Origin of the sequence: Xanthomonas axonopodis (genome assembly GCF_001304695.1) — a bacterium.
Lineage (GTDB): Bacteria > Pseudomonadota > Gammaproteobacteria > Xanthomonadales > Xanthomonadaceae > Xanthomonas > Xanthomonas axonopodis.
Genome location: NZ_JFAQ01000147.1, coordinates 21,004 through 44,936, shown reverse-complemented (window position 1 = coordinate 44,936; position 23,933 = coordinate 21,004). Strand labels below are relative to the sequence as shown.

The 23,933-nt window shown below is 65.9% G+C and carries 14 protein-coding genes and 3 pseudogenes; 13 read left to right on the top strand and 4 right to left on the bottom strand.

Features of this window, described 5'->3' with window-relative positions; translation table 11 throughout:
* Nucleotides 1-13 precede the first annotated feature (13 nt).
* Both ftsY and XAXN_RS13675 read right to left on the bottom strand, forming a co-directional pair.
* A complete protein-coding gene (gene ftsY / locus XAXN_RS13680; protein ID WP_054319939.1) occupies nt 14-1,642 on the bottom strand; it encodes a signal recognition particle-docking protein FtsY in 1,629 nt (542 codons plus the stop codon).
* A 205-nt stretch (nt 1,643-1,847) separates the two neighbouring features.
* The gene (locus XAXN_RS13675) at nt 1,848-2,564 is read right to left on the bottom strand and encodes an AraC family transcriptional regulator (protein WP_134812516.1); all 717 of its coding nucleotides are present in this window, start codon (nt 2,562-2,564) and stop codon (nt 1,848-1,850) included.
* Between the two features lie 159 nt (nt 2,565-2,723).
* On the opposite strand from XAXN_RS13675, the gene XAXN_RS13670 reads away from it, so the two are divergent.
* The 13 genes and pseudogenes from XAXN_RS13670 (at nt 2,724) to XAXN_RS13610 (ending at nt 20,217) form a co-directional block, all read left to right on the top strand.
* Nucleotides 2,724-3,662 (top strand): proline racemase family protein, encoded by a 939-nt coding sequence (locus XAXN_RS13670; protein WP_054319938.1) that lies wholly within the window; start codon nt 2,724-2,726, stop codon nt 3,660-3,662.
* 122 nt (nt 3,663-3,784) lie between these two features.
* Nucleotides 3,785-4,945: an NAD(P)/FAD-dependent oxidoreductase gene (locus XAXN_RS13665; protein ID WP_174515546.1), complete on the top strand. Its 1,161-nt coding sequence runs from the start codon at nt 3,785-3,787 to the stop codon at nt 4,943-4,945.
* On the top strand, nt 4,942-5,187 hold the full coding sequence (locus tag XAXN_RS13660) for a 2Fe-2S iron-sulfur cluster-binding protein (RefSeq protein ID WP_054319936.1): 246 nt from the start codon (nt 4,942-4,944) through the stop codon (nt 5,185-5,187). Before XAXN_RS13665 ends, XAXN_RS13660 begins: the two co-directional genes overlap by 4 nt.
* The gene (locus XAXN_RS13655; RefSeq protein ID WP_174515544.1) at nt 5,180-6,493 is read left to right on the top strand and encodes an NAD(P)/FAD-dependent oxidoreductase; all 1,314 of its coding nucleotides are present in this window, start codon (nt 5,180-5,182) and stop codon (nt 6,491-6,493) included. Before XAXN_RS13660 ends, XAXN_RS13655 begins: the two co-directional genes overlap by 8 nt.
* Nucleotides 6,490-7,398 carry a dihydrodipicolinate synthase family protein gene (locus tag XAXN_RS13650; protein WP_054319934.1) on the top strand — a complete coding sequence of 303 codons (909 nt, stop codon included), beginning with the start codon at nt 6,490-6,492 and terminating at the stop codon, nt 7,396-7,398. Before XAXN_RS13655 ends, XAXN_RS13650 begins: the two co-directional genes overlap by 4 nt.
* A 210-nt stretch (nt 7,399-7,608) precedes the next feature.
* On the top strand, nt 7,609-9,225 hold the full coding sequence (locus XAXN_RS13645) for an aldehyde dehydrogenase family protein (protein WP_054319933.1): 1,617 nt from the start codon (nt 7,609-7,611) through the stop codon (nt 9,223-9,225).
* Nucleotides 9,222-10,421, top strand: coding sequence for a M24 family metallopeptidase (locus XAXN_RS13640; RefSeq protein ID WP_054319932.1), 1,200 nt, complete (start codon nt 9,222-9,224; stop codon nt 10,419-10,421). Before XAXN_RS13645 ends, XAXN_RS13640 begins: the two co-directional genes overlap by 4 nt.
* Nucleotides 10,422-10,560: 139 nt before the next feature.
* Nucleotides 10,561-12,375 (top strand): DUF885 domain-containing protein, encoded by a 1,815-nt coding sequence (locus XAXN_RS13635; protein ID WP_054319931.1) that lies wholly within the window; start codon nt 10,561-10,563, stop codon nt 12,373-12,375.
* Nucleotides 12,372-14,225: a DUF885 domain-containing protein gene (locus XAXN_RS13630; protein ID WP_054319949.1), complete on the top strand. Its 1,854-nt coding sequence runs from the start codon at nt 12,372-12,374 to the stop codon at nt 14,223-14,225. Before XAXN_RS13635 ends, XAXN_RS13630 begins: the two co-directional genes overlap by 4 nt.
* A gap of 64 nt (nt 14,226-14,289) precedes the next feature.
* A complete protein-coding gene (locus XAXN_RS13625; protein ID WP_054319930.1) occupies nt 14,290-15,876 on the top strand; it encodes an APC family permease in 1,587 nt (528 codons plus the stop codon).
* Nucleotides 15,866-18,205: a S9 family peptidase gene (locus tag XAXN_RS13620; protein WP_054319929.1), complete on the top strand. Its 2,340-nt coding sequence runs from the start codon at nt 15,866-15,868 to the stop codon at nt 18,203-18,205. The genes XAXN_RS13625 and XAXN_RS13620 overlap by 11 nt, the downstream gene beginning before the upstream one ends.
* Nucleotides 18,205-19,828, top strand: a pseudogene (locus tag XAXN_RS13615) (DUF5597 domain-containing protein). The gene XAXN_RS13620 and the pseudogene XAXN_RS13615 overlap by 1 nt, the downstream one beginning before the upstream one ends.
* 92 nt (nt 19,829-19,920) lie before the next feature.
* Complete coding sequence (locus tag XAXN_RS13610) at nt 19,921-20,217, top strand: hypothetical protein (protein ID WP_054319928.1); 297 nt, start codon at nt 19,921-19,923, stop codon at nt 20,215-20,217.
* A 463-nt stretch (nt 20,218-20,680) separates the two neighbouring features.
* Here XAXN_RS13610 and XAXN_RS23205 read toward each other — a convergent pair.
* Nucleotides 20,681-21,752 (bottom strand): annotated as a pseudogene (locus XAXN_RS23205) (DUF5694 domain-containing protein).
* Between the two features lie 443 nt (nt 21,753-22,195).
* A pseudogene (locus XAXN_RS13600) lies at nt 22,196-23,690 on the bottom strand (S53 family peptidase); the annotation flags it as partial.
* Nucleotides 23,691-23,933: the final 243 nt, after the last annotated feature.

The following is a 23,933-nucleotide window of genomic DNA, read 5'->3' as shown; positions in this document are numbered from 1 at the left end:
CAGGCACCTTCAGTCAACCGCCCAACGCATCCGGCAACAGCGCGTCGACGAAGGCCACCGGGTCGAAGACGCGCAGATCTTCCGGGCACTCGCCGATACCGGCAAAGCGGATCGGAATATTGAACTCGCGCGCCAGCGCGAACACCACGCCCCCCTTGGCAGTGCCATCGAGCTTGGTCACGACCAGGCCGGTGACGCCCACGGCAGCATGGAACTGGCGCAGCTGCGAGATGGCGTTCTGGCCGGTGGTGCCGTCGATGACCATCAAGACTTCGTGCGGCGCGGCGGCATCGATCTTGCCGAGCACGCGGCGGATCTTGCCAAGCTCGTTCATCAGACCGGTCTGGGTGTGCAGGCGGCCGGCGGTATCGGCGATCAACACATCGGTGCCGCGCGCCTTGGCGGCCTGCAGCGCGTCGAACGCCACCGAAGCGGCATCGGCGTTTTGGCCCTGCGCGATCACGGCCACGCCATTAAGATCGCCCCAGGCCTGCAATTGCGCCACCGCGGCAGCACGGAAGGTGTCGCCGGCTGCGAGCATCAGGCTGTTGCCCTCGTCCTTGAAGCGCTTGGCGAGCTTGCCGATGGTGGTGGTCTTGCCAACGCCGTTGACGCCGACGGTGAGCACGACGAACGGTTTGAGTGAGCGGTCGATCACCAGCGGCTTGGAGACCGGGTGCAGCAGCGCGATGAGATCGGCGCGCAAGGCCTTGAACATCGCCTGGGCGTCGACGAATTCGCGCGACTTCATCCGCTTGCGCAGGCCGTCGATCAACGCGGTGGTGGCGCCGATGCCGACGTCGGCGGTGATCAAAGCGGTTTCGATCTCATCGAGCAGGTCGTCATCGAGCTTGGGGTTACGCGAGAACAGGCCGCCAAAACTGCGTGCGAAGGTGCTGTTGCGCAGCCGCTCGCGCCAGCCGGGTTTTTCCGCCGGCGCGGCAGGAAGGGCGTCGCGCTGGCCGACGATGCTGTCGTCCTGCGTGCTCGGCAGCGGTGGGCTGACGATGGCCGGCGCGGTGACCGTCGGCGCGGCACTGGTTGGGGACGCGCCGACTGGAGCTGCAGCAGCCGGTGCAGCGACTGCTGCAGGCGCTGTAGCGGGCGTAGCGACGACCGGCGGTGCGACGACGGCAGGCGTTACTGGCAGTGCAGGCGCAGCGTCAGATGCCGGTTGCGGAGTCTGCGGCTGCACCACCAACGGCGGCGGCGGCACCACTGTGACCGGCGCGTTGGGCGCGCTGGCGGGTATCGGGTCTGGCAGCGCCTGCAATGCGGTGGGCGCGGGCGCGGCAGGAGCTGCGGGCGCGCTGGGGACGGCGGCAATACTCTGCGCCTGGCCGGTGCGTGCTGCGATCTCCTGCGCCAGCTGGTCGGCTGGCGCGGCGGTGGTCTGCGGCGGTGTCGGCGCAGCGGGCGCTGCAGGCTCGCTGCCCGCCGGAGCAGGCGTAACGGACGCAACAACCGACGTTGCGGCAGTCTCTTGCCCCGGCTCGGCATTCGGCATGGCCTCGAGCGGCGATGCCGGAGTGGCGGCAGACGGCGCGGTGGGAAATGCGGCTGCCAGTTCTTCCAGGCTGTAGCGCGAGGTACGCGAGCTGTCGGGCGTGGTTGGCTTGTGACGGCGAAAAAAGCTGGCCATTGGCAACGCAGTAGGGGAAACCCGAAATTCTATCATCTGGGCCTGCCGACACCTTGACGCTGCCGTTAGCGCAACTCCGCGCCCGGGCGCATTGCATGCACCGCACTGTTGTCGGTATGGCAACCCACCTCGCCGCGCCAGAGTGTGGCAAATCCTGCCGAATTCGGCATTTGTGCCAGCGATGTGTCAACGCGAAGTTCTGTCCTCATAACTGACCTTTGAGCGCACGGTAATCGCGCGGCGTCATGCCGACGGTGGCCTTGAACTGGCGCGCAAAGGCACTTTGGTCGGCGAACCCGCAGCGTTGCCCGATGCTGGCGATGCTGTCGTCGCCGTACAGCAGCCGCATCGCCGATTCGATGCGCAACTTGGTCAGCAATTGCTGCGGGGTCACCTGGAACACGCGGCGGAAGTGGCGTTCCAGCTGTGCCACCGACAGCCCGGCCAGGTCGGCCAGGCTCTGCACGCGCAGGTTGTCGCCGAAGTTGGCCTGCATGTGTTCCATCACCTGGCTCAAGCGTTCGTACGCGGAATGACGGCTGTCGGGCTGGCCCAGGTCGCGCGAGATGCCGACCACGCCGATCACCTCATTGGCCTCGCACAGCGGGCGTTTGAAGGTCAGGCACCAGCCCGGCAGGCGGTTGGGGTACAGATGCACTTCAAGCTGGTTGTCGATGAGCTCGCCGCACAGCACGCGGCGGTCCTGCATCATGTAGCTGCCGCCCAGCGGCAACGGGAACACTTCCAGCGGCGAGCGGCCGATGATTTCGCTGCGCAGCTTGCGTCCCAGCCGGCGCACCAGAGTCAGGTTGCAATGGGTGTAGCGGCCCTCGTTGTCCTTGATGAAGAACACCACATCCGGCAGTGCATCGAACAGCGTCTGCATTTCCAGGGCGGGCAGGTTGAGGTCCATCAGGGTCATGGTAGCGGTCACGATTAGACGGTTGCACTACGGTGCAGCCCAGCAATGATCCTAGCGCAAACGCGTGGTTGCGATTCGGGTGGTGATTGTGCGGATTTCCGCATTTTCACTTGGTATTGAACGCTAGTCGTCCGCAGGTCGGCAGTGGGAGCATGGGCCATGCACACCATCGACGTCATCGACTCCCACACGGCTGGCGAGCCTACCCGCGTGGTCCTTTCCGGTTTTCCAGATCTGGGCGATGGCGATCTGGCGCAGTGCCGCGAGCGCTTTCGCAGCGAGTTCGACCACTGGCGCAGCGCCATCGCCTGCGAGCCGCGTGGGTCGGACACCATGGTGGGCGCACTCTTGCTGCCGCCTTGCGACCCGGGCGCCTGCACCGGGGTGATCTTCTTCAATAATGTTGGCTACCTGGGCATGTGCGGGCACGGCACCATCGGGGTGGTTCGCACGCTGGCCGAGCTGGGGCGCATCGGGCCGGGCCAGCACCGGATCGAGACACCGGTGGGAACGGTGGGGGTCGCGTTGGCCGACGACGGCGCGGTATCGGTGGACAATGTCGAGAGCTATCGTTTTTCCAGCGGGGTGGAGGTGGGGGTGCCCGGGCATGGCCGGGTGCGCGGCGACGTGGCCTGGGGCGGCAACTGGTTCTTCATCACCGAGCATGCGCCGTGCGCGCTGGATCTGGCGCACCAGCGCGAGCTGACCGCTTATACCGCGGCAATTCGGCTGGCCCTGGAAGCGGCCGGGATCACCGGCGAGGCCGGTGGCGAGATCGACCATATCGAAGTCAATGGCGCCTCACCCGACGGTAGCGGCGTGGCGCGCAATTTCGTGCTGTGCCCGGGGCTGGCCTATGACCGCTCGCCGTGCGGCACCGGGACCAGCGCCAAGCTGGCCTGCCTGGCGGCGGACGGCAAGTTGGCCGAAGGCGAGCGCTGGGTGCAGCAAGGCATTCTGGGCAGCGCCTTCGAAGGCAGTTATCGGCTGAGCGGGCGCGGCATCGCACCGCGCATCAGTGGGCGGGCGTACATCACCGCGCGCGCGCAGCTGGTGATCGACCCGGCGGACCCGTTCGCCTGGGGCATCGTGCCCTGATGGAGCCGCAGCGGCCCACACCGGTGCTTGCGTCGGTCACGCCGCCTGGCGCAGCAATGTCTGCTGCGATGGCAGGGACTGCTGCTGCAACGCCTGCGTCGGCATCGGCATCGGCGCTTGGCGTGGCTGCGGTGATCGAATCCGAGTCCGCCGCGTCTGGCGCATGCACGCGACGCAGTTACGACCTGATCGTGATCGGCGCCGGCATTGTGGGTGCCGCTTGCGCGGAAGCGGCGGCGGGCGAGGGCCTTCGCGTGGCGATCGTCGAGCCGGGACCGATCGGCGGCGGCTCCACCGCCGCGGCGATGGGGCATTTGGTGGCGATGGACGACGACCCGGCCGAGCTGGCGTTGTCGGCGTATTCGCTGCGGCTGTGGGAACGCTTCGCCATGCTCAACGAAGCCGAATTCAGCCGCTGTGGCACGCTGTGGGTGGCCCGCGATGCGCGCGAACTGGCGGCGGTGCCAGCCAAGATCGCGCGCCTGGCAACGGCCGGCCTGCATGCCGAAGCGATCGATGCCGCGCAGCTGTATGCGCTGGAACCACAGCTGGTGCCCGGCTTGGCTGGCGGCATGCGCGTGCCCGATGAAGCAGTGGTGTATCCGCCGCGGGTCGCGCGGCACCTGGTGGGCGTGGCCTGCAAGTCCGGTGCGCGCTTGTTTGCCGGCCGCCGCGTGGTGCAGCTGCAGGAGCATGCGGTGCGTCTGGACGATGGGCAGATGCTCTCCGGACCGGTGCTGGTGGCCAGCGGTGTGGCCTTGCCGCAGTTGCTGCCCGAGCTGGCACTGCGCCCGCGCAAGGGCCATTTGGTGATTACCGACCGGCACCCGGGGCTGATCCGGCATCAACTGCTGGAACTGGGTTATGCGGATTCGGCGCATGGCGCCGACGACACCAGCGTGGCCTTCAATGTGCAGCCGCGGCCCACCGGGCAGATTCTGATCGGTTCCTCGCGCCAGTTCGGCGAGCACGACCGCGCAGTGTCGATGCCGGTGCTGCAGCAGATGTTGCAGCGCGCCTTTGCGTACCTGCCGGTGCTGCGTGAACTGCAGGCGATCCGTGTGTGGACCGGTTTGCGCCCGGCCACGCCGGACGGGCGCCCGTATTTGGGGGGTGTGCCCGGCCGGGGCGATGTATGGGTGGCCGCCGGTCACGAGGGGTTGGGCGTCACCACGGCGCTGGGGAGCGCACGGGTGATCGTGGACAGCCTGCTCGGCCGCACCCCGGCCATCGACCCGGCGCCCTATGCACCGGCGCGTGCCGTGCAAGGAGTGCCCGCATGAGCGCGACGGTGCGTCTGCACGTGGATGAGCGCATGGTCCAGGTGCCGGCCGGTGCCAGCGTGGCGGCGGCAGTGGCGCAGGCGACGTTGCAGTTTCGGCAATCGAGCAGTGGGCAAGCGCGCGCGCCCCTGTGCGGCATGGGCGTGTGTTTCGAATGCCGCGTGCGCATCGATGGCGTCGGGCAGCAACGCGCCTGCCTGGTGGATGCATGCGATGGCATGCAGGTGCGCACCGATGGCTGAGCGCGTGCTGCATTTCGATGTGTTGGTGATCGGCGCCGGCCCGGCCGGGCTGGCGGCGGCGCAGGCTGCGGCCAGCCAAGGCGTGCGCGTGGGTGTGGTCGACATGCAGCCACGTACCGGCGGCCAGGTGTGGCGCAGTGATGTGCAACACGGCGCGCCGGCCGATGCGCGCGCATTGCTGCAGCAAGTGGCCGGCAACGCATCGATCACCGTGCTGACGCGCACGCAGATTTTGCTGGCGCAACCGGGCTGGCTCCTGGCCGATGGCCCCGACGGCACGCTGCAGCTGCATTACGCCGCCTTGGTGCTGGCCACCGGTGCGCGCGAATTGCTGCTGCCATTCCCGGGGTGGACCTTGCCCGGCGTCACCGGTGCCGGCGCGGCGCAGGCGCTGGCCAAGCAGGGCTGGCCGCTGGCGGGCAAGCGCGTGCTGGTGGCCGGCAGTGGTCCGTTGTTGCTGGCCAGTGCGGCCACATTGCAACGGCATGGCGCGCGAGTGCTCGGTATTCACGAACAAACCTCGCCGGCCGCCTTGCGCCAGTTCGCACTGCAATTGTGGCGTTGGCCGGGCAAGGCCGCGCAGGCGGTGGCGTTGCGCCTGCAGCTGCGTGCAGTGGCGTATCGCGCCGGCAGCGTTGTGATCGCCGCGCATGGCGACACGCAGCTGCGCGAAGTCGAAATCGAAGGGCCCAGCGGCCGCACGCGGATTGCCTGCGATCAACTGGCGGTGGGCTATGGCCTGGTACCCAACACCGAGCTTGCGCAATTGCTGGGTTGCCAGTTGCAAGCGTACGGCGCGCACCAGCAGGTGCAGGTAGATGCGCTGTTGCGTACCAGCGTCACCCAGATCTTTGCCGCCGGCGAAGTCTGCGGCATCGGCGGGCGCGATTGCGCGTTGATTGAAGGTGCGATGGCCGGACATATGGCCGCCGATGCACCGGATGCGGCGCTGCGCCTGCAGCCACGGCGTCATGCCGCGCGTGCGTTTGCCGACCTGCTGCAGCAGCAATTCGCGCTGAATGCACGCATCCGCACGCTGGCGCAGGCGGACACGTTGATCTGCCGCTGCGAAGACGTGCCGCTGGCCGCCCTGGACAGCTTCACCGATGCGCGCGACGCCAAGCTCGCCTCGCGCTGCGGCATGGGCGCCTGCCAGGGGCGCATCTGCGGCGCCGCGCTGGCCGAACTGGGGCGTTGCCCGCCCGATCTTTCCATCGACGCCGGCCGCCGGCCGCCGTTGTTCCCGGTCCGCCTCGCGGCGCTGGCCGACTCGTTCACTTCCGACTCGCAAGGGAAACATCCATGAGCAATGCTGCGTTCTGGCACGGCGTGCTGCCGGCCATCACCACTCCGTTCACCGCCAATGGCGATATCGACCACGACTTCCTCGGCAAGCACGCCAATCAACTGGTGGATGCCGGTTGCACCGCGATCGTGCCGCTGGGCTCGTTGGGCGAGGCCGCGACCCTGAGCGTGGAAGACAAGCTGGCGATCCTGCGCACGCTGGTCACCGCCTTGAACGGCCGCGTGCCGGTGGTGCCGGGCATCGCCAGCCTGGCCACGGGCGAAGCGGTGGCGCTGGCCAAGGCGGCCAAGGACATCGGCTGCGGCGGCTTGATGGTGCTGCCGCCGTATGTGTATTCCACCGACTGGCGCGAAATGGGCGCGCATGTGCGTGCGGTGATCGGCGCCACCGATCTGCCGGTGATCCTGTACAACAACCCGGTCGCCTACAAGACCGATTTCGGCCCGGCACAGATCGCCGAGCTGGCCGCCGAATTCCCGGACCTGCAGGCAGTGAAGGAATCTTCCGGCGACGTGCGCCGCTTCGCCGCGCTGCAGGAGTTGCTGGGCGATCGCCTGGCGCTGCTGGTGGGCATGGACGATGCCATCGTCGAGGGCCTGAGCATGGGCGCCAAGGGCTGGATCGCTGGCCTGGTCAATGCGTACCCGAAAGAATCGGTACGCCTGTTCGAACTCGCCCGCGATGGCGGTTACCCGGCGGCCAAGGAGCTTTACCACTGGTTCCTGCCGCTGCTGCGCCTGGACACCGTGCCCACCTTCGTGCAGCTGATCAAACTGGTGCAGGCCAAGGTAGGCATGGGCAGCGAGCAGGTGCGTGCGCCGCGCCTGGTGGTGGCCGGCGCCGAGCGCGATGCCGCGTTGAAGGTGATCGACCATGCCATTGCCACCGCGCCCACATTGTCTTGATGGCGCAATGATGCTGCCCTGGTCCGTCCTGCCTGTAGGTAAGCACAGGGTGCCAGTTGTGCCGATTCGTACCATGCGCCTTGCCTGCGTGTGGTGCGATGCGTTGGCTGATGCGGATGTGGCATCCAGTGCTGCATCCTCATCGTCTTGTTGGTCGGCCCCCAGCGCACCGAGCGCAGGCCCTGCTTCCCTGTCACCGAAGGTGCCGCAATGAACGACACGAACCACTCCAATTCCGCGGCAGCAGCCGAGATCCTGCTGGGAGGCCAATGGCAAGCTAGCCGCGCGGCGACCGGCAGCTTCCGCGCTGCCGACCCGGCCACCGGCGAGCCGATCGGGCCGCACTTTCCGGTCAGTGGTGCGGACGATGCGGAAGCGGCCGTGGTGGCGGCGCAGGCAGTCGCGGCGGAGTTGGCGGCTGCACCGGTCGAGCGGATCGCTGCCTTTCTGGAAAGCTACGCCGACGCGCTCGATGCCGATGCCGACACCCTGGTCGCGCTGGCGCATGCCGAGACGGCGTTGCCGGCGCCCACACGCTTGCGCGGTAACGAACTGCCGCGCACCAGCGGGCAGCTGCGGCAGGCCGCACAGGCCGTGCGCAGCTACAGCTGGACCCAGCCCATCATCGACAGCGCGGCAGATCTGCGTTCGCACCTGGCGCCGCTGGGCAAACCGGTTTTGGTATTCGGCCCGAATAATTTTCCGTTCGCCTTCAATGCGATTGCCGGCAGCGATTTCGCCTCGGCGATTGCCGCGCGCAACCCGGTCATTGCCAAGGCGCATCCGTTGCATCCGGCCACCAGCCAGCGCATGGCGCAGCTTGCGCATCAGGCCTTGGTCGCGGCCGGTCTGCCTGCAGCGGCGGTGCAACTGCTGTATCACTTCGACAATGCCATCGGCGTGCGATTGGCGGGCGATAAGCGGCTGGGCGCGATCGGATTCACCGGCAGCCGTGCCGGTGGGCTGGCACTGAAGGCGGCGGCAGACGCGGCGGGCGTGCCGTTTTATGCCGAACTCTCCAGCGTCAACCCGGTGTTCCTGTTGCCCGGGGCGCTGGCCGAACGCGGCGATGCGCTTGCACAGGAATTCTTTGCGTCCTGCACGCTGGGGAGCGGGCAGTTCTGCACCAATCCCGGCGTGGTGGTGGTGCCGCACGGCGCGGCTGGCGATGCGTTCGTTGCGGCCACCAAGGCGCATTTCGAGGCGGCCATGCCGATGGTGCTGTTCTCCGCCTCTGGTGTGGAAGGCGTGCAACGTGGTGTGGCGAGCCTGCGTGCCGCCGGCGCCAGCATGCTGGCCGGCGGACACACCGGCGAGGATGGCTGCCGCTATGCGCCGACCTTGTTGAGCGTGGATGCGCACGCCTTTCTCGCCAACCCGCACGCCCTGCAGGCCGAAGCCTTCGGCCCGGTGAGCCTGCTGGTACGCGCAGCCGATGTGGCGCAGATGGCACAGGTGGCTGCCGCGTTCGAAGGCAACCTGACCGGTACGTTGTACCGCGCCGCCGACGGCAGCGACGATGCCGCCTGGCAGACCATCGCGCCGGTGTTGCGCGCGCGGGTGGGGCGGTTGATCAACAGTAAGATGCCAACCGGCGTGGCCGTGAGCGCCGCGCAGAATCACGGTGGTCCGTTCCCGAGCACCGGGCATCCGGGCTTCACGGCAGTGGGCATGCCCGGCGCCATCCGCCGTTTTGCTGCCTTGCACAGCTACGACGCGGTGCCCGATGCACTGCTGCCTGCCGAACTGCGCCAGCGCAATCCCGGTGGTGTGGCACGTTTGGTCGACGGGCAATGGAGCACGGCCGATCTTGGAGCCGGCGCATGAGCAGCCAGATCGGCGGGCTGTCGCTTGCGCAAGCGCGTGCGCAACTGGCGCCGTGGACACAACGCGCCGCGCCGATCGCCGCGGACGAATACGAGCGCCGCATCGAGCGTGCACGCAGCCTCATGCGCGCGCATGGCGTGGATGCGCTGTTGATCGGCGCGGGCACGTCGCTGCGCTATTTCACCGGCGTGCCGTGGGGGGCGAGCGAGCGTCTCGTCGCGCTGCTGCTGACGCTGGATGGCGACCCGGTGTTGATCTGCCCCGTGTTCGAGGAAGGCTCGCTGGATGCGGTACTGAAGATCCCGGCGACCAAATACCTGTGGGAAGAGCACGACGACCCGTACGCACTGGTGGTACAGGCCATGGACGAGCGCCATGCGCATGCCCTGGCGCTGGACCCGGGCATTACGTTCGCCGTGCACACCGGTCTGCGTGCGCATCTGGGCAAGGCGATTCGTGATGCCGGCACGATCATCGATGGCTGCCGCATGTGCAAGTCGCCGGCCGAGCTGGCATTGATGCAGCAGGCCTGCGACATGACTCTGCTGGTGCAGCAGCTGGCGGCCGGTATCGCACACGAAGGGATCGGGACCGATGAACTGGTGCGCTTCATCGACGAGGCGCATCGTGCGCTGGGCGCCGACAACGGATCGACCTTCTGTATCGTGCAGTACGGCCACGCCACTGCGTTTCCGCATGGCATCCCGGGGGTGCAGCACCTGCGCGAAGGCGAACTGGTGTTGATCGACACTGGTTGCACCGTGCAGGGCTACCACTCCGACATCACGCGCACCTGGATCTATGGTGCGGCCAATGACGCGCAGCAGCGCATCTGGGACCTGGAGCAGGCCGCGCAGGCCGCGGCATTTGCAGCGATCCGCCCGGGCGTGGCATGCGAGGCGGTGGATCAGGCGGCACGCAAGGTGCTGGAAGCAGCCGGGCTCGGGCCCGACTACCGGCTGCCCGGGTTGCCGCATCGCACCGGTCACGGCTGCGGCCTGGCGATTCATGAGGCGCCTTACCTGGTGCGCGGCAATGCACTGCCGTTGCAGCCGGGAATGTGTGCCAGCAACGAGCCGATGATCGTGGTGCCAGCCCAGTTCGGCGTGCGCCTGGAAGACCATTTCTACGTGACCGACGATGACGTGCAATGGTTCACACCGCCGTCGGTGGCGATCGATCAACCGTTTGCGTGAGCCTGTACGAGCCCGTGAGTGGGCAGGCGCGCGTTGCGCGCGAGGGGCTTGTCGATAATGCCTTTCGCGCACAAGCGCGCTCCTGCCGCGAGCTTTTTAGCATGCGATGATGGCGCACCGTTTCTTTTGGAGTGAATGCATGAAACACCTGCGTCCTGTTGCCATTGGTCTGCTCGCCGCCACGTTGTTCACCGCCTGCAAGCCGGCGCCGCCCGCAGCGGAACAGGCCAAGCCTGCCTCCGCCTCGACCGGCGAGCAGGCAGCCAAGGCCTTCGATGCGCTGCTCGACAAGCAGTGGCAGTACCAACTGCAGCACAACCCCGAGTTCGCCAGCATCATCGGCGACAAGCGCTACAACGACCGCTGGAGCGATTATTCTCTGCACGCCGTGCAGGCCCACCGCAACGCCACTGCCGAGCTGCTCAAGCAGTTCGAAGCGGTGGATGCCAAGACGCTGGACGTGGAACGTCAGCTTAGCCTGCAGATGATGCTGGGTCAGTTGCGCGACGAGCTGGAAGGTATCGAACTGAAGACCTACACGATGCTGCTGGAACCCATCGGCGGCGTCCAGTTGTTGCTGGCCGGGTATGGCGACCAGTTCACGTTCGAAAACGCCAAGGATTACCAGGATTACATCAAGCGCCTGCAAACGATTCCGACTGTGATCGAGCAGGTCATTGCGGTGTCGCGCCAGGGTGCAAAGGATGGCCTCACCCAGCCACGTTATATTCTGGAGCGCCTGCCTGATCAGATCGACTCGATTGCCGCGCTGAGCGGCGAGCAGAGCCCGTTCGCTTCGCCATTGAAAAAGCTCGATGCAGCCGTGCCGCCCGATCAACGCGACGCGTTGCGCAAACAATTGCTCGCTGCGATCGACCAGCAGGTTCGCCCGGCCTACGGCAAATTGGCCGCGTTCGTGCGCGACGAATACGCCGCGCAAGGGCGCGCGCAGGAGGGCCTGTGGTCGCTACCCGATGGCGAGCGTCGTTATCGCTATGCCATCCACATGCACACCACCACCGACATGGCGCCGGAGGAAATCCATCAAATCGGTCTGAAAGAGGTGGCGCGCATCGAAGGCGAGATGACGGTGATCGCCAAGGCACAGGGCTTTGCCGATTTGGCCAGCTTCCGCAAGGCAGTGCAAACCGACAAACGCCATTTCGCCACCTCGGGCGAGCAGATTCTGCAGCAGTACCGCCAGTACATCGCGGCGATGGAACCGGAGCTGCCCAAGGTGTTCGGCCATCTGCCCAAGACGCCGCTGGAAGTGCAGGCAAGGCCATCGTTCCAGCGCCATGCGCCCAACGCCGAATACTTGCAAAGCAATCCCGAAGGCACTAGGCCAGCGATCGTGAAGGTCAATACCAGCGACTTCGCCAGCCGCACGCTGATCAATATCGAAACCATTGCTTACCACGAAGGCGTTCCGGGCCATCACCTGCAGATCTCGCTTGCGCAGACACTGCCGTTGCCGCCGTTCCGCCAGCAGGCCGGCTACAGCGCCTATATCGAAGGATGGGCACTTTATGCCGAGCGACTCGGCAAGGAGATGGGTTTCTTCAAGGATCCGTACAACGATTACGGGCGCCTGTCCGCCGACTTGCTGCGCGCCAACCGGCTGGTGCTCGATACCGGGGTCCACTACAAACACTGGAGCCGCCAACAGATGGTGGATTTTTTCCACGCACATCCGGCCGCCGACGAGCCCAGCATCCAGGCCGAAACCGACCGATACATCGTGTGGCCCGGTCAGGCACTGAGCTACAAGCTCGGCCAGCTGCAGATCCTGGCGTTGCGTGCGGAAGCCGAGAAAGAACTCGGTGAGCGCTTCGATGTGCGCGCCTTCCACGATGCGGTGCTGGGCGGCGGCGCGATGCCGCTGGCACTGTTGCAGCAACGCGTGCGGCAGTGGATCGCGCAGGCCAAGGCGGCGCCGGAGGCACGTCAATGAGCACCATCAGCGCGTTACGCGCGAGCACATTGACTCTGTTGATCGCAGCCAGCCTGGGCGGCCTTGCGTTGCCTGTGCACGCAGCAGAGGTCGCGGCTGCGGCCACGCAGAACACCGCAGCGGCACGCTTCAAGGCCTTGTACACACGCGAGTGGCGCTGGCGCCAGGCGCAGGCGTCGGGTGCGGTGGATGAAGACAACCAGGCCACGCAAGAGCAACAGGCCGACCATCTGCCCAAGGTCGATGTCGCCACGCAAAACCTGCGCACGGCCTATTGGCAACAGGTGTTGAAGGAACTGGATGCCATCCCGCAGGCGCAGCTGTCGGCCGAAGATCAGGTGAGCTACCAGGTGTATCGGCAGCAATTGCAGGTGTTGCTGGACCAGCAGCATTTTCGCGCCTGGGAAATGTCGTTCAACAGCGACTCGGCGTTCTGGAGCGACCTGGGCTTCAGCGCCGAAGCCACGCTGCGCACGCGCGAGGATTGCCAGCGCTATCTGAAAATGCTGGCCGACATCCCGCGCTATTTCGTCGAGCACACCGACAATATGCGTGCCGGGTTGGCGCGCGGTTTCACCCAGCCGCGGGTCACGATGACCGGGCGCGACCAGTCCATCGCCGATGTGGCGCAGGCCAAAGGCGAGGCCAACCCGTTCTACGCGCCGTTCAAGCAAATGCCGGCGACGCTGCCGGCCGATGTGCAGGCGCAACTGCGCCAGCAAGCAGTCAAGGCCATCGATACACAGGTGGTGCCGGCGTACGCCAGGCTGCTGGACTTCATCCGCCATGAGTATCAGCCGCGCGCACGCACCACGCTGGCCGGAGAAGCGTTGCCGGACGGGCAGGCGTATTACCGTGCGCAGATTCGTGAGTTCACCACGCTGGACTTGAGCCCCGATCAGATCCATCAGATCGGCTTGCAGGAGGTGGCCAAGCTGCGCACGCAGATGGACCAGACCATCGCGGCAAGCGGCTTCAAGCCGCCAGCCGGGCAGGCGGTGTTCCCGGCGTTTCTGCATTTCCTGCGTACCGACCAGCAGTTCTACGCCAAGACGCCGGAAGAGTTGCTCAAGCAGGCGGCGTGGATCGCCAAGCGCGTGGACGCCAAGGTGGGCGATTACATTGGCCGGCTGCCACGCCGCCGCTTCGCCATCGAACCGGTGCCGCCGGAGCTGGCACCGTTCTACACCGGCGGTCGCGGTGGGCCGGGCATCTATCTGGTCAACACCTACAACCTGCCGTCGCGGCCACTGTACAACCTGACCGCGCTGACCTTGCACGAATCCTCGCCCGGTCACGCATTGCAGATGCCGCTCGCGGAAGAGGCGCAAGGCTTGCCGGAGTTCCGCCGTTACGGCTTCATCTCCGCCTACGGTGAAGGTTGGGCGCTGTATTCGGAGTATCTGGGTCAGGAGATGGGCATGTACGACACGCCCTATGACCGTTTCGGCTACCTGACCTACCAGATGTGGCGTGCCTGCCGTCTGGTGATCGACACCGGCATCCACCACAAGGGCTGGACGCGCGAGCATGCGCAGGCCTACCTGCGCGACAACACCGCGCTGAGCGAGCACGAAGTCACCACCGAGGTGGACCGCTATATCGCCTGGCCGGGGCAGGCGCTGTCGTACTACCTGGGCGAGCTGAAGATACTGGAACTACGCCGCAAGGCAGAAGCCGCGCTGGGCGAAAAGTTCGACCTGCGCAACTTCCACGATGCAGTGCTGCAGACCGGCTCGGTGCCATTGCCGGTGCTGGAAGCGCGCATCGACCACTTCATCGCTGATGGCGGTGTGTCGCCGTATCCGCAGGAGGATCAGGCAGAGGCGAAGGCCTCCGCCAGCGACTGACACGTGCACGGCACGTGATGGCTTTGAGTGCAGTAACTGCGCTTTCCACGCTTCGGGGCGACGTATGACCACACACGCTGCGACCACGCAAGGCAAGTTCCAAAAGCGCCTCAGCCTGACCGACCTGACCTTTATCGGGCTGGGGTCGATCTTCGGCTCCGGGTGGTTGTTTTCGGCCAGCCACGTCTCATCGATCGCCGGACCGGCCGGCATCGTGTCGTGGATCCTTGGTGGCATCGCGGTGCTGTTGCTTGGGCTGGTGTATTGCGAACTCGGTGCGGCATTGCCGCGCGCCGGCGGGGTGGTGCGCTACCCGGAGTATTCGCATGGCGCCTTGCTCGGTTCGCTGACCGGCTTCATCACGTTGATCGCGTTCTCCAGCCTGATCGCCATCGAAGTGGAAGCGGCACGGCAATACGCAGCGGCGTGGTTCCCGTGGTTGAGCCAGCCAGACAGTACCCATCCCAGCCTCTTGGGTTGGCTGGTGCAGATGGCCTTGCTGGTGCTGTTCTTCGTGCTCAACTATTTCAGCGTCAAGACCTTTGCGCTGGCCAACAACATCGTCAGCATCTTCAAGTTTCTGGTGCCGATCCTGGTGATCGTGCTGCTGATGCAGCACTTCGATGCCGGCAATCTGAGCGTGCATGGGTTCGCGCCATCGGGCATGGCGGGCGTGGAAGCGGCGATCTCGGCCGGCGGCATCATCTTCGCGTACCTGGGATTGACCCCGATCGTGTCGGTGGCCAGCGAAGTGCGCGACCCGCAGCGCAATATTCCGATTGCGCTGATCCTGTCGGTGGCGCTGTCCACGGTGATTTACGTGTTGCTGCAGCTGGCGTTCCTGGGCAGCATCCCGGCCGCGCAGCTCGCACCAGGCTGGGCGGGTATCGACAAGGCCTTCTCGCTGCCGTACCACGACATCGCCTTGGCCTTGGGCATGGCATGGCTGGCAGCGCTGGTGATCTGCGATGCGATGGTCTCGCCCAGCGGCACCGGCAACATCTACATGAATGCCACCCCGCGTGTGGTGTATGGCTGGGCGCGCAGCGGCGGGTTCTTGCCGGTGCTGACGCGGGTGGACACGGCGTCGGGCATCCCGCGTCCGGCACTGTGGTTGAGCCTGGGCTTGTCGATCTTCTGGACGCTGCCGTTTCCCTCGTGGGAAACGCTGATCGGCGTGGTGTCGGCCGCCTTAGTGCTGAGCTATGCGGTGGCGCCGGTCACGGTAGCGGCGTTGCGTCGTAGCGCGCCGGACTTGCCACGCCCATTTTTCGTGCGTGGCCTGATGGTACTGGGGCCGCTGTCGTTCATGGTGGCTGCGTTGATCGTGTACTGGTCCACCTGGCCGACCTTGTCGTGGTTGCTCGGCTTGCAGGTGCTCGCGTTCCTGCTGTATGTGCTGTACCGCCTGCCTTCGCGCGAGGGCCGCGCGCACCTGGGCCGGCAGGTACGCGCATCGTTATGGCTGATCGTGTTCTTCGTGCTGGTGATGTTGGTGTCGTGGGCCGGCACGTTCGGCGGACATGGCTGGATCGCACACCCATTCGATACGCTGGCTGTGGCGGCCATTGCGTTCTTCATTTATCACTGGGGCGCACGTAGCGGTTTGCGCAGCGACGAGCTTGCGCTGGAGGAGGACGATGGTGAGTGATGCGGGCCGCAGCGCATTTGGTTTACGTCGATGGTCTGCGCTGGCCGCCTACGCGATGCTGTCGTCGGGTGCTGTGCAGGCTGCGCCCAGCGTTGCCGATTACCAACGCTCGCTGGGTTTGCGCGAGCAGTGGATCACGCTGACGGAGAATGTCGCCTGGCCGGCGCAATGGCAGGACAATGGCAGGTTCCATTACCGCAAGACGGTGCCGGGCGGCTTTGCGTTCGTCAGTACCGATGTGGCCACCTTGCAGAAGCAGCCGGCCTTCGATCAGGCGCGACTGGCGCAGGGCCTGAGTGCGGCAACCGGAAAGCCCTATACGCCGCTGCGTCTGCCGTTCGAGCAGTTTTCGTTTTCAACCGAGGGCGAACGCAGCGATGGCGCCATTGTCTTCGCACTGGAAGATGCGCCCTGGCGTTGCACGCTGACCACCTACCACTGCGCGCCCGATGCACGGCTGCAGCCGATGTCACGCCCACGCGGTTTCGGTGTGGTGCGCGATCTGCTGGTGCCGGCCGACACCACGCCGCGTCGCTCGCCCGATGCCAAGTGGGAGGTGCTGGCCGATGGTTGGAACCTGGTGTTGCGCCATGTCGCCGATGGGCGGGTCACCCGGCTCAGTAGCGACGGCCGTGCAGATGATTACTTCGATGTGGAGAGTGTTGCCTGGTCGCCGGATTCGCAGCAGCTGGCGGTGTACCGCGTGCGTCCGGGGCTGGCTCGCCGTGTCACCCGCGTTGAAGCCGCGCCTGCCGGCGGTGGGCAGCCGGTGGTGCATACCCAGCTGTATCCCAAGCCGGGCGATGCGGTGGATGTGGAGCGGCCGGTGCTATTTGCGCTGGATGGCACACGTCGCGACGTGGACACGGCGTTGTTCGACAACCCGTATTCGTTGTCGCCGCTGCACTGGCGCAGCGATGGCGGCAGTGTCGCGTTCGAGTATGTGCAACGCGGCTTCCAGCGGATGCGCGTGATTGCGGTGGATGCCCGCACTGCGCGCGCGCATGTGGCCGTTGATGAAGACACCCGGACCTTCGTGTATGCCGACCGCAGCTTTCGCCACGACGTAGACGGGCGTGGCGATGAGGTGGTGTGGATTTCCGAACGCGATGGCTGGCGACACCTGTATCTGTTCGATGGACGCAGCGGCAAGGTGAAACGCCAGCTCACCCACGGGCCGTGGGTGGTACGCGATGTGCTGCGCGTGGACGATGCGCAGCGCCGCATCTGGTTCACGGCCAGCGGCATGGATGCGGGCAAGGATCCGTACAACAGGCAGCTCTACAGCGTGGATTTCGATGGCCGCCGGTTGACCCGTTTGACCCGCGCCGAGGCCGACCACGATGTGGCGATTGCCGACGACGGCCTGCATTACGTCGATGTCTATTCGCGTCCGGACCTGCCGCCGGTGATGGAACTGCACGCCATCGATGGCCAGCTGCTGCACACCGTGGAGCGCGGCACGATCGACAAGCTGCAGGCGGCCGGCTGGCGCGCGCCGGAGAGCTTCGTGGCCAAGGGGCGCGATGGTGTCACCGATATCTGGGGCATGGTGGTGCGCCCGCGCGACTACGACCCGCGCAAGACCTATCCGGTGATCGAGAACATCTATGCCGGGCCGCACGACTCCTTCGTGCCCAAGACATTCTGGCCATTCGGTTATCACTCCGGGGGCGACAAGCAGATCGGCATGCAGGCGCAGGCCGATCTGGGTTTCATCGTGGTGATGATCGACGGCATGGGGACCGCCAACCGCTCCAAGGCATTTCATGATGTCGCGTGGAAAAACCTGGGCGACTCCGGATTTGCCGACCGCATTGCCTGGCATCGTGCGCTGGCGGCCAAAGATCCCTCTTACGACATCAGCCGCGTCGGCATCTACGGCGCGTCGGCGGGCGGCCAGAGCACGCTTGGGGCACTCGAACGTCACCCAGAGTTTTACAAGGTGGGCGTGGCCTTCGCGGGCTGCTACGACAATCGCATGGACAAGATCAGCTGGAACGAGCAGTGGATGGGCTGGCCGGTGGATGCGCGCTATGCGGAAGCGTCTGGCGTGGTCAATGCGAGCAAGCTTCAGGGCGACCTGCTGCTGATCGTCGGCGAGCAGGACAGCAATGTGGATCCGGCGTCCACCGCACAAGTCGTCGACGCCCTGATCCAGGCCGGCAAGGAATTCGACCTGCTCAATGTGCCAAGTGGCGAGCATTCGGTTGGCCGCTCCAGCGGGCCGATCGATTACGTGCAACGTCGCCAGTACGACTTCTTCGTTCGCCACCTGCGCAACGAATCCACGCCGCACTGGAACTCCCTGCCATCGGAGGCGCAATGATGCGTTTGTTTGCTCGATTCAAGGCACAGCGGCGCGGCCGGGTGGCGGGTCTGCTGTGGTCGCTGGCGTTGCTGGCCGGCAGCACGCCGTTGCTTGCTGCCGAGCAACTGCCGCGCTTCGTCAGCAAGGATGGCCGTCACGCGGTGTTTGTCGACGGTGCGCCGTATACGATCCTGGCCGCGCAGTTGCATAACTCCAGCGCATGGCCAGCGGTGTTGCCGCAAGCCCTGGACGAGGTGGTCGCGCTGCATGCCAACACCGTGGAAGCACCGGTGTACTGGGAGCAGTTCGAGCCGACGCAGGGCCGCTTCGATACCACCAACGTCGATGCACTGATTGCCGGGGCCCGCAAGCGTGGCCTTGCTGTGGTTCGGCAGCTGGAAGAACGGGCAGATGCATTACGCGCCCGAGTGGATCAAGCGCGATGAGACAACGTACCCGCGCATGCGCGATGCCAACGGCGAGCCGGTGGATGTGCTGTCGCCCCATGTGGCCGCCAACATGCAGGCCGATGCGCGTGCGTTCACAGCATTGATGCAGCACCTGCGCAAGGTGGATGGCGACCGCCATACCGTGATTCTGGTGCAGGTGGAAAACGAGCCGGGTGCGATCGGCACCGTGCGCGACCATGGCCCGGCCGGCGAGGCAGCGTTCGCACAACCGGTGCCGGCCGATATTGCGCGTGCACTAGGCAAGCCGCAGGGCAGGTGGCAGCAACTGTTCGATGCTGAAGCGGCCGAAGCGTTCAATGCGTATGCCACCGCCGCGTACATCGAACAGGTGGCCGCCGCCGGCAAGCGTGCGTATCCGCTGCCGCTCTATGTCAACACCTGGCTGCGCTACAAGGGCAAGCGCTATCCGGGCATGGATTATCCCTCTGGCGGTGCCACGGTGAACATGTTCGCGCTATGGCGCGCGGCCACACCGTCGATCGACTTCATCGGCACCGACATCTACACCAACGATTACAACGAATACACCAAGGTCATCGGCCAGTACGCGCGGCCTGACAACCCGGCATGGGTCTCGGAGACCGGCTTCGAAGCGGCCACCGCGCCGTATCTGTTCCATGTGCTGGGGCAGGGCGGGGTGGGCTTTTCGGTGTTCGGCATGGATGACAACGCGGACAGTGAGGCCAACCGCGCAGCGGTTGCAGCCCATGCGGCCAACTTCACACTGCTCGCACCGATGCAGCGGATTCTGGCGCAGGCGGCCTTCGACGGCCGGCTGCAGGCAGTGGCCGAGCAGCCTGGCGCGCCGCAGCGGACGCTGCGCTTCGGCGACTGGGAGGCCAAGGTGACGTTCGGTGCGCCCATGTGGGGCGATGCGCCGCCCATTTTGCCCGGCAACGACGACCACGCCGGCAGGTTGCTGGTGGCCCAACTGGGGCCGGAGGAGTTTCTGGTGACCGGTATGGCTGCGCGCATTGAATTTTTCCGCGACGCGGCCGATACCCGTCATGGACAACTGTTGCGGGTGGAGCAGGGGCGGTATGTCGAAGGGCGCTGGCAGATGGAAAAGCAGCTCAACGGCGACCAGACCGACTACGGCCTCAACTTCGGGCGTGTGGATGCGGCTGGCAATGTGCCCGTGGTGTTGCGGGTGCGGGTGGGTACGTACTGAGCCTTGCTGATCGTGTCGTTGCCGCCCTCTGCCTGTTGTCTGCAATGGATCGGGCCTTGTTCGAATCCCCTCACATACACACCGGAGCCATCATGAGCATCAACAGCATCGCCAGTTCCGGAATGCAGGTGGCCGCACTGCGCCAGCAGGTAGCCGCCAGCAATGTGGCCCGTCAACCAGTGGACGGCAGCCCGTGGCAGTCCGTTGCCGCCAGCACGCAGGCCAATGGCGGCGTGGCCGCCAGCGTAGTCGATGCCAACGCCGACCCATCTGCGCCGGCCACCGATCTGTTGGAAGGGCTGTCGGCACGCAACGATTTCCAGGCAAATGCCACCGCGCTGCGGCGCTCCGACGAGATGTTGGGTAGCTTGCTGGACGTGTTGACCTAAGCGGTGCGGAGTGGATGACTGCCCGTGTCGTCCTGATACACCGGGTACACGGCTGTGGGTGTGGTCGCGCACCCGGCGACATCCGTTTGCTGCTTGGCTGCAAGGACTAGCGGGGATGGCCGGTGCGCAGCTTCTTCAATAAGCGACCGGCAAACCCGCGCTTGACGTCCTAGCGTCTGCTGCAGGGCCCTTGCCCGCCCACCATCGCGGGACACGCTGCAAGTACGTCCACGTAAGCTCCGTGGCGGCATCCATGCCGCCAAGGGTCCCGCGACGGTGGCCGTGCAAGGACCAGTCAAGTTGGTCGGTGCGCAGAGTTTTCAACCAAGCAACTATCAGCGCTCTGCTGTGGCGTCTTGGTTCTTCAATGAAATTACCAGCCAACTGTCTGGTGCGGTGTCCTCGCCGATTGCGGGACCGTTGGCGGCATGGATGCCGCCATCGAGCCCCCATGGAACCGCTGTCATTGCTCTTCGCCGCCCAACACCTGCGCCGCGTCCACGATATCCACGCCCTGTAGTTGGCCTAGCCACTGATCGAACCAGGGCTTGTGCATGGCACCGACCACTGCCAGCACGCGTGCACCGGGCTATTCGGCAAAGCTGGCGCGGACATTGGACAGCATGCGCAGGTTGCGGATTTCCCAACCGGAGACGTAGCGATAGCCGTAGTGCTGCGGCGAGCTTTCGCTCAGCGCAGCGCGAAAAGCCACCGCGATGGCCAACTGCTGGCTGGCCGGTAGATTGATCGCGCGGTAGAGCTCCAGCAGTCTGCCTTCGCCAGCCAGTGTGTCTTCATGCGCACGCATGGCACGTGCACGTGGTGCGGCCTTGTCCCGGGCTGCCTGAATCGCCTTGCCGTAGGCGGCCGGATCGCCCGGATCGACGTTGTCGCAGGTGTGATCGTCGGCCGGGTACACGCGCTGTAAACCAAGCCGTGCCGCCAGCCGCGCGGCGATCTGGTTGCTCTCGTTGGGGGCGGTCCTCTGCCTTGCGCAAGTGTGCGACCAGCGCGGCATCCAACCCTTCGCCGGCGTGCTGTTCTGCGTGCGCCAGCTGCAGCCATTGCACGAGCGCAGAGCAGGGATCGCCTGCGGCCAGAAACAACGCCGCCAGCTGGCGACGTTGTGCCGGCGTCGGTGCGTCCGGCCAGGACTTCAGTGCGGTACGCGTCTGGCCAATGGAGGTTGGTACATCCAGACCTGTGGTCCGCGCGGCGTCGGTGGTGTCCGGACAATAGGTGGTGGTGTCATCAGGCAGATAGACCGCGGGGTGGCGGCGCATCAGATCGCAGGTTTCGCCAGGCAGGTTTTCGATGGTGATGATGGTGGGCTTGTAGGCCGCCAGCCGGTCTAGCAACGGTTGCAGGCGCGCGGCAGAGACATCGCTGCCCTTGGGTAGCTGCGACAGGTGCACGCTGCAAAGAACCAGCACCTGCGTGCGTGGCGCGGCCATCTCTGCCTCCAGCTGCGACAAGTCCACCTGTGCCTGCGCGATGCAGGGCGTGATGAGCGTGAGCACCGCCGACCACAGCACGCGACGTCGCAGGCGAGTGGGCACGAGCGGTGATGGAGCGGAACGTGCATTGGCTGTTTCGCCGCGGCTTGCTTTGGGATGGAAGGGAATCTGCATGAGGTTCCTTGTGGAATGCGCGCGTCCGCGTTGACGCAAGCGCACGCCTCGGCAGTGGACGTGCGGCGAGTGTGGCCGAGGCAGCACGCGTCGGGCCCGGCCGGAAAGTCATGCGGTCAAATGGCAGGGGGCGCTAGCGTGCGCAGACCACTACGCGCCTGCCTGATGCTGAAACATCGCCCGCGCGGTACGCGCCGAGCGCAAGTCGCCTTCGACTGCGTCAGGCAAGCCTGCAGAGAGCCGAGAGGGGAGCGGCGCACGCGACGGCAGTCACCACGCTTAGACGCGGGCGTTGGTGCTGGTCCTGTGCGCCGTGATGCCCGCCCGCGGTATCACCCGCCGTGCTCTCAGTCTGGTCGCAGGGCGTCGGCCAAGCGTGCACCGTCGGGCACGCCCAATCCCGTGTTGGCATCGCAGCCGGCGGATGCATGGAAGCCGGCGTTGTCGCCGGCAACGATGTCGCGGAACGCATCCGGCCGCCCGTACAGGCGCGGCAGCACGAAGTGGGGTTGCATCCCGTTTGCACCGTAGATGCGCGCCAGCAAGGCGGCCGATAACGGTGCGGCGGTACTGGTCCCGCCCATCACGGCCGGCTGCCCGTTGATCGACAGGTAGTAGCCGGTCTGCGCATCGGCATTGGCCGCCACATCGGGGACGCCGCGCATGCGCAGTTGGCCAGATTGCTGCTGCGCATCGGTGATGCGCAGATCCTTTTGCCAGGCAGGGCGAGCAAAGAACCTGCTTTCTCCGCCGCCGCCGTTTGTCCAGGCTTGTTCGTTGGCGCTATCTGCCGTCACCTGGAGCCGAGTGCCGCCGCAGGCAAGCACGAATGGGCTGGATGCGGGAAAGCAGACATTCAATCCTGGCTGGCCGTCGCTGGCGCCATCGTCGCCAGCGGCAATGCACACGGTGATGCCCAGCAACGCCGCTGCCTGAAACGCGCAGTCGTAGGCCTGGCGCGATTGCGGCGTCCATTGCGCTTCGGTGAAGCCCCAGCTGATGGCGATGATGCCGGGGCAATGCTCGGTGTCGTGGATGGCGGCGTTGATCGCTTCCAGAAAACCGTTGTCGGTGTTGGGCGCGAAATACACCACCAGTTTCGCGCCCGGCGCGATGGCCCCGGCGATCTGGATATCCATCTGCGCTTCGACATCGGCGTCTGAATTGCCGTTGCTGACGGTATTGGTGGCACCGGGCAATGGCACATCCACCAGCATGGGCATGGGCACACGTAACTGCGCGAAATAGGCGGCCATCTGCTCGCGTGCGTAACCGCCGCCCAGCACGATGATGGCGATGCACTTGCCCGTGCCCGTCGTGCTCGGGAAAGCCGTACAGCTGCGCCAGCTGCGGCGGCGTGTATTGCATGATCGGGCCATCCTGCGTGGCGGCAGGCGCGGGCGGCCGCGGCGAGGTGGGCGAGGCCGCAGAGAGGGCAGGCGCGCTGGGGAGCGTCTGCGCCTGCGGACGCGCGTCCAGCCCGAGCACGGCGGTGACGATGCCGGCCAGTGGCTGCGGAATCGACACCGGGCCGGTGCGGCCGCGATAGCGCAGCGTGCCATGGACGTATTCGCGCAAGCTGACCTGAAATGCGGCCTCGCACTGCTGCACCGTGCCTTCCAGAATCACGTTGCCGCTGTCCGCGTGCGTGCGCTCGACCGTCAAGCCATAGCTGTTGGCAAAGTCGGCGACAGCCTGCAGATCTGAGGCGCTGGCGGCGAAGCGTTCGCTGAACTCCGCGCGCGTGAACGCAACCGGCAGCGTGTTGGCTTGCAATTGCATCAGCACCTCGGCGGCGGCATTCAATGCCGGCATCCGCACCGCGAGCAGCACGCGCAGGCGCTATGGCACGCAACAGCACTGGGGTACAACAAGGTCAGCATCGCTCTCGCGCGCCTCAGATCCTGCGACAGCGCGACGCGTGGTTTGCAGGGCCAGCGTCCTGCCGCACCCAGGGCCGCCGCGGGCACAACGGTAAGCGGTCCGAGCGCCGGGGCGATGTGCACATTTCCGCACGGGTGTCCGACCGCTGTCACAAGACGTCGTGCATGAACCCGCGCACGATGGGCCACGATCATTCGAGGG